This is a genomic window from Nonomuraea sp. NPDC000554 (genome assembly GCF_040300065.1).
In the GTDB taxonomy this organism is placed as follows: domain Bacteria; phylum Actinomycetota; class Actinomycetes; order Streptosporangiales; family Streptosporangiaceae; genus Nonomuraea.
Genome location: NZ_JBEPDC010000021.1, coordinates 1 through 13,242, shown reverse-complemented (window position 1 = coordinate 13,242; position 13,242 = coordinate 1). Strand labels below are relative to the sequence as shown.

Here is a 13,242-nt window from a genome sequence, read left to right as displayed (position 1 = left end):
TCCGCTATGTCACACAGGATCACCTGTCGGCAGCGGCCAATCCGAGCAGTTCTTCCGCATGCGCCCTGCCCAGTTCTGAATCTTCCATTCCCGCCAGCATGCGGGAGAGTTCGCGCACCCGTCCCTCGTGATTGAGGGCGAGAACGCCACTGCGGACGACGCTGCCGTCGCTGGCCTTCTCTACCACCAGATGCTGGTGGGCGAAGGCCGCGACCTGCGGCAGATGAGTGACAACAATCACTTGGGCGGTACGCGCCAGCCTGGCCAGCCTGCGCCCGATCTCGACCGCGGCCTTGCCGCCCACACCCGCGTCGACCTCGTCGAACACGAACGTCGGCACCGGATCGGCGCCCGCGAACACCACCTCGATCGCGAGCATGACGCGGCTCAGCTCGCCGCCGGACGCGCCCTTGTTCAGCGGCAGCGGCGGCGCCGCCGGGTGGGCGGCCATCCGCAGCTCCACCTCGTCGACGCCTTCCGGGCCGAACTCGGCGGCCTGGGTGAGCTGCACGACGACCCGCGCGTGCGGCATGGCCAGGGCGGTCAGCTCCTCGGTGACAGCCTGCCCGAACCGTTCGGCGGCGGCAGTGCGCACCCGGGTCAGCTCGGCGGCGAGGTCGGTGAGCCGGGTGGTGAGCTCGTCGTGCTCGTGGGTCAGCTCTTCGATGCGGTCGTCGTCGCCCTCCAGCTCCGCCAGCCTGGCGGCCGACTGCTGCGCCCAGGCCAGGACACCGGCGCTGTCTTCGGCGTACTTCCGGATCAGCCCCGACAGCAGGGCCCTGCGTTCCTGCACGGCGGCCAGCCGGGCCGGGTCTGACTCGATCGACTCGGCGTACGCGGCCAGGTCGGTGGCGACGTCGGAGATCAGGTAGCCCGCCTCGGCCAGCCGGTCGGCCACCCCGGCGAGCTGCTCGTCGAAGTCGCGCACCGCCTCGACGGCCGAGCGGGCCTCGCCGAGCAGGGAGATCACGTCGTGCGTGCCGCCGGTGGCCTCCATGGGGTCGCCGAGCAGCGCGGTGTGCGCGCTGGTGGCGGCGCTGCGCAGCGCGTCGGCGTGCGAGAGCCGCTCCTCCTCGCCGCGCAGGTCGGTGTCCTCGCCGGGCTTGGGATCGACCTTCTCGACCTCCTCCAGGCCGAAGCGCAGCATGTCGGCCTCCTGCGCGCGCTCCCTGGCCCGGGTGGTCAGCTCCTGCAGCAGCGCGCCGACCTGCTTGTGCCTCTTGTACGCCTGCTCGTACGCGCGCATCGGCTTGACCAGCTCGTCGCCGGCGTAGCGGTCGAGCGCGGCGCGCTGCCTCGCGGGCTGGAGCAGCCGCTGCTGGTCCATCTGGCCGTGCACGGCCACCAGGTCGTCGGCCAGGTACGTGAGCGTGCCGACGGGCACCGTGCGGCCGCCGAGCCAGGCGCGCGACCTGCCTTCGGCGGAGACGGTGCGCGAGATGATGAGCTCGCCGTCCTCGACCTCGCCGCCGAGGTCCTCGACCTGCTGGAAGACGCGCCCGCCGGACTCGATCACGAGCGTGCCCTCGACGGTGGCCTTGTCGGCTCCGGGACGGATGCGCGACGGATCAGCCCGGCCGCCGAACAGCAGGCCGAGCCCGGTGACGACCATCGTCTTGCCCGCGCCGGTCTCGCCGGTGACCACGTTGAACCCCGGCGAAAGCTCGAGCACGGCCTCGTCGATGACGCCGAGCCCCTGGATGCGGACCTCCTCGACCCTGGGTCGCACTGCCCACTCCCGTCGTCCATCCGAACACCTGTGCGCATAGGATCCTACGCGCCCCACAGCCAATTGAGTCAGGGACGCACCCGTCCGCGCCACCCCTGAACGGGCAGTTCGAACTTGGCGACCAACCTGTCGGTGAACGGCGCGCCCGTGCTCTCCACGCCATGGAGCCGCGCCAGCCGAACCGGACGGCCGCCCCGGCGCACCTCCACGCGGGCGCCGGACGGCAGGTCGAAGCGGCGGCGGCCGTCGCACCACAGAACACCGCCGGGCGTGTCGGGCAGGATCTCGACGGCGAGCGTGGAACGCGGTGAGACCATCAGCGGCCTGGCGAACAGCGCGTGGGCACTGATGGGCACCATGAGCAGCGCCTCGACCTCCGGCCACACCACCGGGCCGCCCGCGGAGAAGGCGTAGGCGGTCGAGCCGGTCGGGGTGGCGCAGATGACGCCGTCGCAGCCCCAGCGCGACAGCGGCCTGCCGTCGATCTCGGCGACCACCTCCAGCATGCGGTCGCACTTTTCCACGCTGGCCTCGTTCAGCGCCCAGGTGTCGGCGATGACCTGCCCGTTCAGCCTGGCCATGACGTCGATCGTCATGCGCTCCTCGACGTCGTAGTGCCCGGCGACCACGCTGTCGACGGCCGCGGCGAGATCGGCGACCTCGGCCTCGGCGAGGAAGCCCACGTGGCCCAGGTTGACGCCGAGCAGCGGCGTGCCGGTGGGCCTGGCGATCTCGGCCGAGCGCAGCAGCGAGCCGTCGCCGCCGAGCACGATCATCACCTCGGCGTCCTTGGCCGCGGCGGGGTCGCAGGGCACCGTCTCGACGTCGGGGCAGCCGAGCTCGCCGGCTTCCACGTCCAGCACTCTGACGGCGATCCCGGCGTCGAGCAGCCGCCCCACGACCAGGCGGGCGGATTCGACAGCGGCCTCACGCCCGGTGTGGACGGTGACCAGCACGGTCCGGTTCATTGCGGCCCTTCCGCGACGGCGCGCTGGATCTCGGTGTCGAGATCGGCGACCGCCGGCTCGCCCTCTCCCTTGCCCAGCCAGAGCAGATATTCGACATTTCCCGACGGCCCCGGCAGCGGGCTGGCGGTCACGCCACGCACCGTCAGGCCGAGCTCCCGCGCCTTGGCGGCGGCGTCGCGGACGGCCCGCGCCCGCAGCTCGGGGTCGCGCACCACGCCTCCTGCCCCCACAAGCTCCTTGCCCACCTCGAACTGGGGTTTGACCAGCATCACGAAGTCGGCGCTGTCGGCGGCGACGGCCGCCAGGGCGGGCAGCACCAGCCGCAGCGAGATGAACGACAGGTCGCCCACGACCAGCGTCGGCGGCTCGCCGACCATCTCGGACGTCAGGTCGCGGACGTTGACGCGTTCCATCACGGTCACCCGCTCGTCGGTGCGCAGGGACCAGGCGAGCTGCCCGTAACCGACGTCGACCGCGAGCACGTGCGCGGCGCCCCCGCGCAGCAGCACGTCGGTGAACCCGCCGGTCGAGGCGCCCGCGTCGAGGCAGCGACGGCCTTCCACGCGCAGGGCCTTGAACGCCTCGATCGCGCCCAGCAGCTTGTGCGCGCCACGGGAGACGTAGTCGGGCCCGTCAGCCGATTCGGCCACGACGATGGCCGAGGCGGTGTCGACCTGGGTGGCGGGCTTGCCCGCCTGCCGGCCGCCCACGCTGACCCGCCCGGCCTCGATGAGCTGGGCCGCCTGCTCGCGCGACCTGGCCAGGCCGCGCCGTACCAACTCGCTGTCCAGCCGGACCCTGCGGCTCACTGGTCGTCCACGGCGGCGAGCGTGGCCTCGAGGCCGGAGAAGGCGTCGTCGAAGACCGTGACGTGGTCACTCACCGGCAGTTCGGCCAGGCGGCCGAGCCCGGCGAGGACCGCGTCGACCCGCTCGTCGCCGGTGTCCTCCGGCAGCACACTCATGACACGACCGTAACGCTTCGCGCGAGCGCCCGGCACCTTGGCGGGTGTGTCACGCGTTGAACGGGCATGCGACGGTGCCGCCGGTGTGGAACGCTACCGTCCGTAAAGGGAAAAGAAGGGAAACGCATCCATGGCAAGTGTCGAGGAGTGCCGGGTGGCACTGGCCAAGCTCGTCGCCCAGTTCGACGAGCTGGACGCGGAGGCCAGGGCCAAGCACGTGGTCGAGCGCACGGTCAGCTGCCGCATCTCCGACCTCGACGTGATCTTCTACGGCCGTCTGCACCACGGCGGGCTCGACCCGTTCCAGGAGGAGCCGCCCGTCGACGGCCGTCCGGCGGACGTGAAGCTGACGATCGTCAGCACCGACCTGATCGCGTTGGTCGAAGGGGAGCTGGACCTGGCGCGGGCGCTGCTCGGGGGACGGGTGAAGATCGATGCCAGCTTCGGCGACCTGCTGCGGCTGCGCCGCCTGCTCTGATCGGGGCCTGGCGACGTCGTTCGCTGTTCGGCCATGGGCGAACACGGGTCTCCTCCTCAACGCCGACCGGCGGCCCCGCGGGTCTCGCCGATGGGCCCGCTGGGCGACGTCAACGTTGCCGTGGCAGCGCCTGCCCGGCATGTCGCGCCCTCAGACCACCATGTCAACCTGAGGCCCCTGAGCTTGGCGGGGCGTGCGAGAAGATCCTCAGGACCCTCACCTGAGACGGTCGAGGACCGGTTTGACCGCGTCCTCGTCGGCGCGGCCGTCGCCGGCGGCCGTCCAGGACGCGTCACAGGCGGCCCGCAGGCCGTCGATCCGGGCGCCGTCGCCGTCGAGCCGCAGCCTGCCGTCGTCCCACCGGGCCTGCCACCCTCCGCACGCGCCCTGCCGCACCTCCGGATAGGGCAGGTGCAGCGCGGTCAGGTCCTCGGCGATGTAGGTCGGCCGGTGCCCGGGAGAGGCTGTCAGCAGGTCGAGCGGCGTGGCGACCCCGGTGAGCACCAGCAGGCTCTCGACGCCCGCGTTCGTGGCGCCCTCGATGTCGGTGTCCAGCCGATCCCCCACGACCAGCGGTCGCCTGGCACCGGTACGGATCATCGACTCGCGATGCAACGGCGGATCCGGCTTCCCCGCGTACACGGGTTCGACTCCGGTAGCGGTGGCGATCACCCGCACCATGGCCCCGTTCCCCGGCAACTCCCCCCGCCCTGTGGGCATCGTGGTGTCACTGTTGGACGCCACGAACAGCGCCCCCTGCCGCACGGCCAGGGCTCCCTCTGACAGCAACCCGTACGAAAGCCCCGGTGCGATCCCCTGCACGACCGCGACCGGCGTCTCCCTCGCCGTGGTGACGGGCCTCAGCCCCCGGTCCCGTACGGCCAGCCGCAGCCCCGACCCTCCGACCACCAGCACAGGTGACCCCGCGGGCACCTGCTCGGCGATCAGCCGCGCAGCCGCCTGCGCCGACGTGACGACGTCCGCTGAGGTGGCGGACACACCCAACTCGCGGAGATGAGCGGCGATGGCGGCCGGAGTCCGAGAAGCGTTGTTCGTCACGAATGCCAGCCGGACTCCCCTGCCCCGCGCCTCCTCCAGCGCCTCCGGCGCGCACGGCACCGCATGGCTGCCAAGGTAGACCACCCCGTCGAGGTCGAGCAGCAAGGTGTCATAGCCGTCGATCAGCACTGCGCCTCTTCCTGGTTGACTCTCACACCGCATGGGACTTTAGCGTCGCCGCCGAACCCCACAGAAGGACTGTCCATCAATCCCGCCCTCACTCCCGCCCAGCGGTCGGAACTGTCCGGCGCGTTCACCCCGGACGACCACGCCGCCGGGGCGGCAATGACGGCTGGGAACAGCATCGCGCTGACTGAACCCGTGAAATCCACCGGGGCCTGGGCGACCTCTAGAAACACAACACGGCCCGCAACTCAAGGCACCAGCGGGCCGGCGGCGCTCCGCGGCCATGGAGCACACTCGGCCACGATCTCGCCGGCTCGGCGGATTCCCTTGTTGGCACGGGGGTTCAACCATGGACGATCGCCGCGCCCCTGACCTCGCCCGCGGCGAAGGGGACCGACCGGACCGGCCCTGAGATCGGTACGCGAGCGCGGTCGGGAACGTCTCGCCCCTCCCGCTTCCCCCGAGCTCTTGAGTTAGTCACCTGACTCACTGTAGACAGCCGTCCCGTTTTGCCGCTATGGTCCTTCTAAGTCAGTCAACTAACTCACTTCGAGGAGCAGAACCATGATCGCAGTGACGGGTGCCACAGGGAACGTCGGAGGCCAGTTGGTCTCGCTGCTCACCGCCGCGGGTGAGCGCGTGACCGCCCTGTCCCGGCAGACTGCAGAGCCGCCCCAGGGCGTACGGCACGTGCAGGCCGACCTGGACGACCCCACCAGCCTGAAGGGCGCCTTCGACGGAGTCCGGGCGCTGTTCCTGCTGGTGGCGGGCGAGGACCCGCAGGCCATCCTTGACGCCGCCCGGGACGCCGGTGTCCGGCGGGTCGTCCTGCTGTCCTCCCAGGGCGCCGGAACCAGGCCGCACGTCTACCGCCACCCTGCGGCCTTCGAGGAGGCGGTCCGCGGGTCAGGCCTGGAGTGGACGATCCTGCGGCCCGGCGGCTTCCACTCCAACGCCTACGCCTGGGCCGAGTCCGTCCGCGCGGCCCGCACGGCCGCCGCCCCCTTCGGCGACATCGGCCTGCCGACCATCGACCCGGCCGACATCGCCGAGGTCGCCTCGACCGCCCTGCGCGAGGACGGGCACGCGGGCCGCACCTATGAGCTGACGGGCCCCGCACTGACCACGCCACGGGAACGCGCGGCGGCGCTCGGCGCCGCACTGGGCGAGCCGGTGCGGTTCATCGAGCAGACCCGGCAGGAGGCTCGGACACAGATGCTGCGGTTCATGCCCGAGCCGGTCGTCGAAGGGACGCTGGCCATCCTGGGAGAGCCGACGGACGCCGAGCAGAAGGTCAGCCCGGACGTCGAGCGGATCCTGGGGCGTGCTCCCCGCTCCTTCGCCGACTGGGCCGGCCGTAACGTCGCCGCCTTCGCATGAGCCCGGTCGAGGCATTCCTCGCCGAGCCCTACGTGGCGACCCTGACCACCCTCCGGCCCGACGGCTCGCCGCACGTGGTCGCCGTGCGGTTCACCTGGGACCGGCACGCCGGCCTGGCCCGCGTGTTGACCGTGGCCTCCTCGCGCAAGGCCAGGAACCTGACCGCCAACCCCGGCGGCCGCGCCGCGCTCTGCCAGGTGGCCGGGTACCGCTGGGTCACGCTCGAAGGCCCCGCCACCATCCGCACCGACCCGGCGCGCCTCAGCGACGCGGCCCGCCGCTACGCCGAACGCTACGCCGCCCCACCACCCAACCCGCCCGGCCGGATCGTCATCGAGATCGCGGTCGACCGGATCATGAACCTCAATATCTGAAGGACCTGTCATGCCCGTTCAGCACGTACTCGGCTCCACCATCTCCTACCGGGAACTCGGTTCCGGAGCACCGATGGTCTTCCTGCACGGCAACCCCACCTCCTCCCACCTGTGGCGGGACGTCCTCCCGACGGTCGGCAAGGGCCGCCGCCTGGCCCCCGACCTGATCGGCATGGGCGAGTCCGGCAAACCCGACGTCGACTACACCTTCGCCGACCACACCCGCTATCTGGACGCCTGGTTCGACGCCCTCGAACTCGACGACGTGGTCCTCATCGGCCATGACTGGGGCGGCGCCCTGGCCTTCGACTGGGCCTCCCGGCACCCCGGCAGGGTGCGCGGCATCGCCTTCACCGAAACCATCGTCAAGCCGATGACCTGGGAGGAGTTCCCCGACGGCGGCCGCCGGCTGTTCCAGGCCATCAAAGCCGAGGGCGTCGGCGAGAAGATGATCCTGGACGACAACGCCTTCCTGGAACAGGCGCTGCCGGGCACCGTTGCCACCCCGATCAGCCAGGGTGACCTGGACATCTACCGCAAGCCGTACCCGACTCGAGAAAGCCGCCTGCCGCTGCTGCAGTGGTCGCGCTCGATGCCGCTGGGCGGCGAGCCCGCAGACGTCGTGGCCCGGGTCGAGGCGTACGACACGTGGCTGGCCAGCAGTGTGGAGGTGCCGAAGTTGCTGCTCACCTTCGCACCCGGGCCCGGCACGATGATGCACCAGGACATGATCGACTGGTGTGCGGCCAACATGGCCGGCCTCGAGATCCGGCAGTACGACGAGATCGCGGGGCACCATACTCCCGAAGACCATCCCGAGCTGATCGCCACGGCCATCGCGACCTGGGCGGATGAGCACGCACTCCGGTGAGACCCGCCGTGGTCGACGAGGCCGGGTATGGAGAAACCCCAGCTGAGCGAATCGGACTGGGGTTTCTGCCTGCGTCGCGCAAGGACGTCACCACCGGCTGTTCCACCTCGGGCGCATCGCCGGCGAGATCGCGCCGTCAGCCGACGTTGGTGATCGGCAGAAGCCCACGCTCGCTGAAGACCTTTTTGGCCACCAGAGTGGCGTTGATCGCGCGGGGCACGCCGCAGTAGACGGCCGAGTGCAGCAGCGCCTCGGAGATCTCCGCAGGTGCGAGCCCGACGTTCAGCGCGGCGTTGACGTGCACCTCCAGTTCGATCTCGCAGCCGCCCAGCGCGGTGAGCACGCCGAGGGTGACCAGTTGCCGCTCACGCGGTGGCAGTTCGGGACGGGAGTACATGTCGCCGAAGGCCCACGCCACCACCTGGTGGCCCAGCTCCGGTGAGACGTCGGCGAGGGAGTCCACGACGCGCTGCCCGGCCTCGCCGTCGATCTGCTCCAGCACCTTCATGCCGTATTCGTAACGCTCCTGACGGTTCATCGCTTCTCCTCGATTTGGTGCAAGTTGTCCGGTTCAGCGACTCCATCCTGTCCCCTCCCGCGCCGAGGTCTGCCTGACCTGCCGACTTACCTATACTTTCCATGCCTGGGAGGTATGGGATGGAGCTGCGCCTGCTCACCTACGTGGTCACGATCGCGGAGGAGGGGAGCATCAGCGGCGCGGCCAGGCGGCTGCACCTGACACAGCCGACGCTGAGCCGCCAGCTGCGCGAACTGGAACGACAGGTGGGCGCCGAGCTCTTCGCCCGCAACGGCCGCGGGCTGACACCGACCCCGGCCGGGCAGGTTCTCGTACGACGGGCGCGTGGCGTCCTCGCCGAGGCGCAGGCCGCGCTGGACGACGCACGACTGGCCGGCCAAGGGCTGTCAGGACAGCTCACGATCACGTTCGCGGGCTCGGGCATCAACGGACCGCTCGGCGGAGCGCTGGGACGGCTGCGCCGCGAACTGCCCCGGGTGGATCTACGGCTGGTGGAGAGCTTCAACGACAGCGAGATGTCATCCGCCGTGCTGAGCGGCACGTGCGACCTCGCGGTTCAGCGGCTGCCGATCCGAGATGCCCGCCTGGCCACCCAGGTCTGGTGGCGCGAGCCGCTCACGCTGTTCCTGCCCGCGGGGCATCCGCTGGCATACGGGACAGAGCCTGCTCCGCTGTCCGCACTCGGCCAGATCCCCCTGGTCCTGTGGCCGCGCGACGTCTCTCCCCGTTCCTACGACGAGATCATCGCCCTGTGCCACCACGCCGGCGTCGTGCCGCGCGTCGGCGCGGAAGGCCACAGCGTCCAGACACTGCTGGCACTGGTCGCGGCCGGATTCGGCGCAGCCGTGCTGGCCGACTCACATCGCGCGCTGCGCCGCGTCGGCGTGACACCCCGGGCTCTGGCCGGCACCTCAACTGTGCTGCACCTGGTCTGGCGAGCCGATGACACCAGCCCGCTGCTCGAACGGGTTCGCCACGTCGTCGCCGAACTGCAGCACATCGGCGCCGCAGAGCAGGCCCATCCTTGAATGGCAGCCGGGGCTGCCGACGCATCGCCCGTGGTGTGGCCTACGCCGCTCCGGTCAGTGCGGCGATCCGCCGTACCCAGCCGCACCGCTGTGCGCGGCTGTCAACGCAGCTACCGAGCCGACCCGGGTTGGTGTCGACTCCCTCCACCAAGGGCGGCTGGATGCACTTCCGCTCGGATACGAAGCAGCCGCGCAGCGTGGCGGCGGCATCCGAATCGTCTGACTACATCTCGCGGCGAGCACGCAACGTGGCTCGGACGTTCCTCAAGGCAGACACGTAGTGCCGCTCGTCAGGTCGCATGGCCACCGCGATCGCGAGCGGCTCCTGCGCCCCCTCCACGTCTCCGGTCCGCCACAACGACAGACCGAGGCCGAAATGGGCATAGTCCTCGGCTGGATTCGCATCGACGATCCGCCGGAAACTGGCCGCGGCCTCCTCATACTGTCGCGAGTTGAACTGGGCCCTGGCCAGCGCCTCCCTGATACTCCGGGAATCAGGCTCCGCCGCCGCGGCCCGTTCCAGCAACGCCGCCGCAGCCGCAGGACTGCCCTCTTTCAGCAGTTTCACCCCTCGCTGATACCAGTCATAGACGTCGCCTCGAGGGGTTCCGGGGGAATCATCGTGGGCGTTCCTACCTTGGACCATGCGTGAGGGCTCCTTCATCGACAGGCAACGGTTCCGCACGACCCGTCACGGGCTCGGGCACCGCCGGGACGTTGGGGCGACTTCCGGGAGACTCGGCCACTTATGGGAGCATGCCCGGTATGGGGACTCCTGAACTGCCGGTACCCGAAGGACTGGTGCTGCGGCCCTTCCGTGGCGTCCGTTTCGCTGTGGACGACCCCGCCAAGGTGACCTCTCCGCCCTACGACCTGATCAGCAACAGCGACATCCGCGACCTCTTGGACACCCACCCCAACAACGTCGTCCGCCTCATCCTTCCCTGCGCGCCGTCACCCTCACCTTCGATCGAGCCCACCGAGCCCGACGCATCCACCGAACCCACCGAGCCCGCCGGGCTCACCACGCCTGCCGAGCTCACCAAGCCCGCAGCGCCAACCGAGCCCCCCGCACCCAGCGACTCGCCAGGCGAAGTCCACATCGCGTCACCCGTTGCTCAGGGCCGCCCCGACACGAACGCCGACGAGCCTTATGGCAACGCCCACGAGACCCCAGAGACCGCGGACATCCACGGAACGTCCGCAGAACGGGCGAACGATCTCCTGGAATCCCCCGAAGCCCCAGGCGTCGACGGCCCTGCAGCGACTCCAGCGCAGGGAGGCGAACCCCCACAGGCGTCCAGCGAACACGTCGCCGAACCTTCGAAGCAGCCGAAGGCGACGATCGGTCACTTGCCGGCAGCGCCCGGGAAGCCGATCGGCGACACCCCCTGGACCTTCGAGATTCAGGCCGATGAGCGGTACGCCGACGCCCGGGAGACCCTGCGTTCCTGGCTGGAGACGGGTGTCCTGGTACCCGACGACCTCCCGGCGCTGTACGTGTACGAGCAGAGCGGGCCAAACGTCCTACAGCGTGGTCTCATCGGCGACATCGGGCTCGCCGACCCGGCCCAACGGATCATCCTTCCCCACGAGGACGTCCTCCCTGGCCCCATCGCTGACCGTCTGGCCCTCATGAGCACGACGCAAGCCAACCTCGAGCCCATCTTCCTCCTCTACGACGGCGGCAACGGCAGTACCAGCCGCCTGGTGGACGACGTCGCGTCCACATGGCCACCGCTGGTGAACGCCCGCACGGCGGACGGCATCACCCACCGCCTGTGGGCCGTCACGGAGCAGGCCGCGATCGAGGCCGTCAACGCCGACCTTCACGACCGCCAGGCCCTGATCGCCGACGGCCACCATCGCTACGCGACGTACCGTGTGCTCCAACGCCTGGAACACGCCGCCCGCGACGCCAGTACGCCCCAGCAGACTCCAGGGCAACCACCAACACCGGTCACGCCCCCAAGACCGACTCCATCGGACGCCACCGCCTTCGAACCAGGCGCACCCAGGCCAACTTCTCCAGCCGCCACCTTCAGCCCGACTTCACCAGAGACGGCGACAGAGCCGACAGCAGGCGCGCAGCAACCCACGCCTCCGAGGGAGGTCGCGGAACCGACTGGGCCGAAGATCGTCGAAGGATCATCGACCCCGGGCACCCCTCAAGAACCAGCAGCACCAAGCATCTCCTCAAGGCTGACAGAGCCCACCGCGCCTCCGGTCGGGCCGTGGGACTTCGGGCTCGCCCTGCTCGTCGACTCGACCGCGTACCCACCCGACCTCAAAGCCATCCACCGGGTCATCCCGGGCCTGCCCCTCACCGAGGCGACCGCCCGGGCCAAGGGGTCTTGGCGTGTGCACGACTACGCCAACCTCGCCGAAGGGCTGGCCGCGCTCCACGACGCCGCAGAGCCGGCCTTCCTGCTCGCCGGTGAGAGCAGCAGTCACCTGCTCACCGACCCCGACCCGGTGCAGCTGGCCCACGCCATGCCCGCCGACCACTCCGACCAATGGAACTCCCTGAACACCTCGATTCTGAGTGAGTTCGTCCTGCCGAAGGTCTGGGGGATGCACGACGACGAGCAGACCGTACGAATCGTGCACCACGACCCGGAAGCCGCCGTACAGCTGGCCGTTCGGACAGGCGGCACCGCCGTGATCCTCAAGCCGCTGGCCATTGACGACGTGCTGGCAGTCGCGGCGGGCGGGGAACGGGTACCGCGCAAGTCCACTTCGTTCGGCCCCAAGCCCCGAACAGGCCTGGTCCTGCGCACCTTCGCAATCGACTGAGCCCCTCCCCACGGCTGAGCCGTTCACCCGCGACCGGACCCCTCACCCCGGTTCCACCACGAACGCCCTTCACACCTCCCCGTCTCCCTCCCGAGCACAGCGAACGCCCCGCCCTTCACCTCTCCAGAGGCCGTAAACGGCCTATGACTCCACTGGCCCATGACAACGCCCACACATCCACGAACGGCGCCGTCCCACCGACGGCACCCGTAGCGCCAGCGTCCGTAGCAGCCCTACGGACGTCACAGCAGGCGCAGCCGACTGAGTGAAGACCCTCCGGCCGCCCGACTATCCGCCGATGCTCACTCACAAGAGAGTTCTCGCAGGTTGCCGACCCCTTACCGCCACGTCCGCCAGCACTTTCAACGTTCGACGGACACTCGCGCCGACCACCAGCGTCATCGGGAGTGACCGTGACTGGACCGCCGCTCGCCCAGAAACCCGGTTCTCGCAGAGGGCCAACGACATTTCCCGTTCGCAGGCCACTTTCCGCGTCAACCAGCGGACACTCTGGTTGTCCCCTTGCACACGGGCACCATCCGTACGGGCGAAATGATCGCGAATCGGTCACCCCAAGCTGGCGCCGGCGGGGCAGCTAGTGCTGTGACCGGGATGGTTCACCGTGATCGGGAGACGGCTCACGGGCCGACCGCGTTTCGCGAAGCGGCTGGTATTACTGGCATATGCAGGAAGAGACCGCGCGGTCCGCGATCGACACGTTCATCTCCGCGTTCAACGCCTCGGACGACAGCTATGTGACTGCGCTGCTCTCCCAGGCCCTGACCTCGGACGTGGTCTTCTGGGGGCCGTTGGGCCGCTGCGAAGGGATCGAGGCTGTCGAGCGGTTCGTGCTGGACATCCGGCGCCACCCGGCGGGGACCGGCACGATGGTGCGCTGCTCGGCGGTAGACATGCCTGACGAGTGGGCCCG

Annotated in this window: 14 protein-coding genes; 7 read left to right on the top strand and 7 right to left on the bottom strand. The window is 70.1% G+C overall.

What is annotated here, in order from left to right:
- Window positions 1–19: 19 nt before the first annotated feature.
- The 4 genes from recN to ABT294_RS33325 form a co-directional block, all read right to left on the bottom strand.
- Window positions 20–1,729, bottom strand: coding sequence for a DNA repair protein RecN (gene recN / locus ABT294_RS33340; protein ID WP_350810288.1), 1,710 nt, complete (start codon window positions 1,727–1,729; stop codon window positions 20–22).
- A 68-nt stretch (window positions 1,730–1,797) separates the two neighbouring features.
- A complete protein-coding gene (locus ABT294_RS33335) occupies window positions 1,798–2,697 on the bottom strand; it encodes an NAD kinase (protein WP_350810287.1) in 900 nt (299 codons plus the stop codon).
- Window positions 2,694–3,506, bottom strand: a complete 813-nt coding sequence (locus tag ABT294_RS33330; RefSeq protein ID WP_350810286.1) for a TlyA family RNA methyltransferase — start codon at window positions 3,504–3,506, stop codon at window positions 2,694–2,696. Before ABT294_RS33330 ends, ABT294_RS33335 begins: the two co-directional genes overlap by 4 nt.
- Window positions 3,503–3,661, bottom strand: a complete 159-nt coding sequence (locus tag ABT294_RS33325; RefSeq protein WP_350810285.1) for a hypothetical protein — start codon at window positions 3,659–3,661, stop codon at window positions 3,503–3,505. Before ABT294_RS33325 ends, ABT294_RS33330 begins: the two co-directional genes overlap by 4 nt.
- Before the next feature lie 130 nt (window positions 3,662–3,791).
- Between ABT294_RS33325 and ABT294_RS33320 the strand changes: the two genes are divergently transcribed.
- On the top strand, window positions 3,792–4,139 hold the full coding sequence (locus ABT294_RS33320) for an SCP2 sterol-binding domain-containing protein (protein ID WP_350810284.1): 348 nt from the start codon (window positions 3,792–3,794) through the stop codon (window positions 4,137–4,139).
- A gap of 216 nt (window positions 4,140–4,355) precedes the next feature.
- On the opposite strand, the gene ABT294_RS33315 is transcribed toward ABT294_RS33320, so the two are convergent.
- Complete coding sequence (locus tag ABT294_RS33315) at window positions 4,356–5,360, bottom strand: HAD-IIA family hydrolase (protein WP_502912184.1); 1,005 nt, start codon at window positions 5,358–5,360, stop codon at window positions 4,356–4,358.
- A gap of 528 nt (window positions 5,361–5,888) precedes the next feature.
- Between ABT294_RS33315 and ABT294_RS33310 the strand changes: the two genes are divergently transcribed.
- The 3 genes from ABT294_RS33310 to ABT294_RS33300 are packed head-to-tail and all read left to right on the top strand — an operon-like array spanning window position 5,889 to window position 7,949.
- The gene (locus ABT294_RS33310; protein WP_350810282.1) at window positions 5,889–6,704 is read left to right on the top strand and encodes an SDR family oxidoreductase; all 816 of its coding nucleotides are present in this window, start codon (window positions 5,889–5,891) and stop codon (window positions 6,702–6,704) included.
- Window positions 6,701–7,078 carry a pyridoxamine 5'-phosphate oxidase family protein gene (locus ABT294_RS33305; RefSeq protein WP_350810281.1) on the top strand — a complete coding sequence of 126 codons (378 nt, stop codon included), beginning with the start codon at window positions 6,701–6,703 and terminating at the stop codon, window positions 7,076–7,078. Before ABT294_RS33310 ends, ABT294_RS33305 begins: the two co-directional genes overlap by 4 nt.
- A 10-nt stretch (window positions 7,079–7,088) precedes the next feature.
- Window positions 7,089–7,949, top strand: coding sequence for a haloalkane dehalogenase (locus ABT294_RS33300; protein WP_350810280.1), 861 nt, complete (start codon window positions 7,089–7,091; stop codon window positions 7,947–7,949).
- Window positions 7,950–8,085: 136 nt separating this feature from the next.
- Here ABT294_RS33300 and ABT294_RS33295 read toward each other — a convergent pair whose 3' ends face one another.
- Window positions 8,086–8,487, bottom strand: coding sequence for a carboxymuconolactone decarboxylase family protein (locus ABT294_RS33295; RefSeq protein ID WP_350810279.1), 402 nt, complete (start codon window positions 8,485–8,487; stop codon window positions 8,086–8,088).
- Between the two features lie 101 nt (window positions 8,488–8,588).
- On the opposite strand from ABT294_RS33295, the gene ABT294_RS33290 reads away from it, so the two are divergent.
- Window positions 8,589–9,515 (top strand): LysR family transcriptional regulator, encoded by a 927-nt coding sequence (locus ABT294_RS33290; RefSeq protein ID WP_350810278.1) that lies wholly within the window; start codon window positions 8,589–8,591, stop codon window positions 9,513–9,515.
- Window positions 9,516–9,738: 223 nt separating this feature from the next.
- Here the strand turns inward: ABT294_RS33290 and ABT294_RS33285 are convergent, their stop codons facing one another.
- Window positions 9,739–10,161, bottom strand: coding sequence for a tetratricopeptide repeat protein (locus ABT294_RS33285; RefSeq protein WP_502912183.1), 423 nt, complete (start codon window positions 10,159–10,161; stop codon window positions 9,739–9,741).
- 119 nt (window positions 10,162–10,280) lie between these two features.
- Between ABT294_RS33285 and ABT294_RS33280 the strand changes: the two genes are divergently transcribed.
- Entirely contained in the window at window positions 10,281–12,311 is a 2,031-nt protein-coding gene (locus tag ABT294_RS33280) for a DUF1015 family protein (protein WP_350810276.1), read from the top strand.
- 683 nt (window positions 12,312–12,994) lie between these two features.
- Window positions 12,995–13,242: nuclear transport factor 2 family protein (locus tag ABT294_RS33275; RefSeq protein WP_350810275.1), on the top strand; the 248-nt coding region annotated here is incomplete at its 3' end.

Excerpts from the sequence above, each read along its gene's own strand:
- ABT294_RS33335 (WP_350810287.1), bottom strand. The coding sequence starts at position 2,697 with ATGAACCGGACCGTGCTGGTCACCGTCCACACCGGGCGTGAGGCCGCT.
- ABT294_RS33325 (WP_350810285.1), bottom strand. The coding sequence starts at position 3,661 with ATGAGTGTGCTGCCGGAGGACACCGGCGACGAGCGGGTCGACGCGGTC.
- ABT294_RS33320 (WP_350810284.1), top strand. The coding sequence starts at position 3,792 with ATGGCAAGTGTCGAGGAGTGCCGGGTGGCACTGGCCAAGCTCGTCGCC.
- ABT294_RS33315 (WP_502912184.1), bottom strand. The coding sequence starts at position 5,360 with ATGCGGTGTGAGAGTCAACCAGGAAGAGGCGCAGTGCTGATCGACGGC.
- ABT294_RS33310 (WP_350810282.1), top strand. The coding sequence starts at position 5,889 with ATGATCGCAGTGACGGGTGCCACAGGGAACGTCGGAGGCCAGTTGGTC.
- ABT294_RS33305 (WP_350810281.1), top strand. The coding sequence starts at position 6,701 with ATGAGCCCGGTCGAGGCATTCCTCGCCGAGCCCTACGTGGCGACCCTG.
- ABT294_RS33300 (WP_350810280.1), top strand. The coding sequence starts at position 7,089 with ATGCCCGTTCAGCACGTACTCGGCTCCACCATCTCCTACCGGGAACTC.
- ABT294_RS33295 (WP_350810279.1), bottom strand. The coding sequence starts at position 8,487 with ATGAACCGTCAGGAGCGTTACGAATACGGCATGAAGGTGCTGGAGCAG.
- ABT294_RS33290 (WP_350810278.1), top strand. The coding sequence starts at position 8,589 with ATGCCTGGGAGGTATGGGATGGAGCTGCGCCTGCTCACCTACGTGGTC.
- ABT294_RS33285 (WP_502912183.1), bottom strand. The coding sequence starts at position 10,161 with ATGGTCCAAGGTAGGAACGCCCACGATGATTCCCCCGGAACCCCTCGA.
- ABT294_RS33280 (WP_350810276.1), top strand. The coding sequence starts at position 10,281 with ATGGGGACTCCTGAACTGCCGGTACCCGAAGGACTGGTGCTGCGGCCC.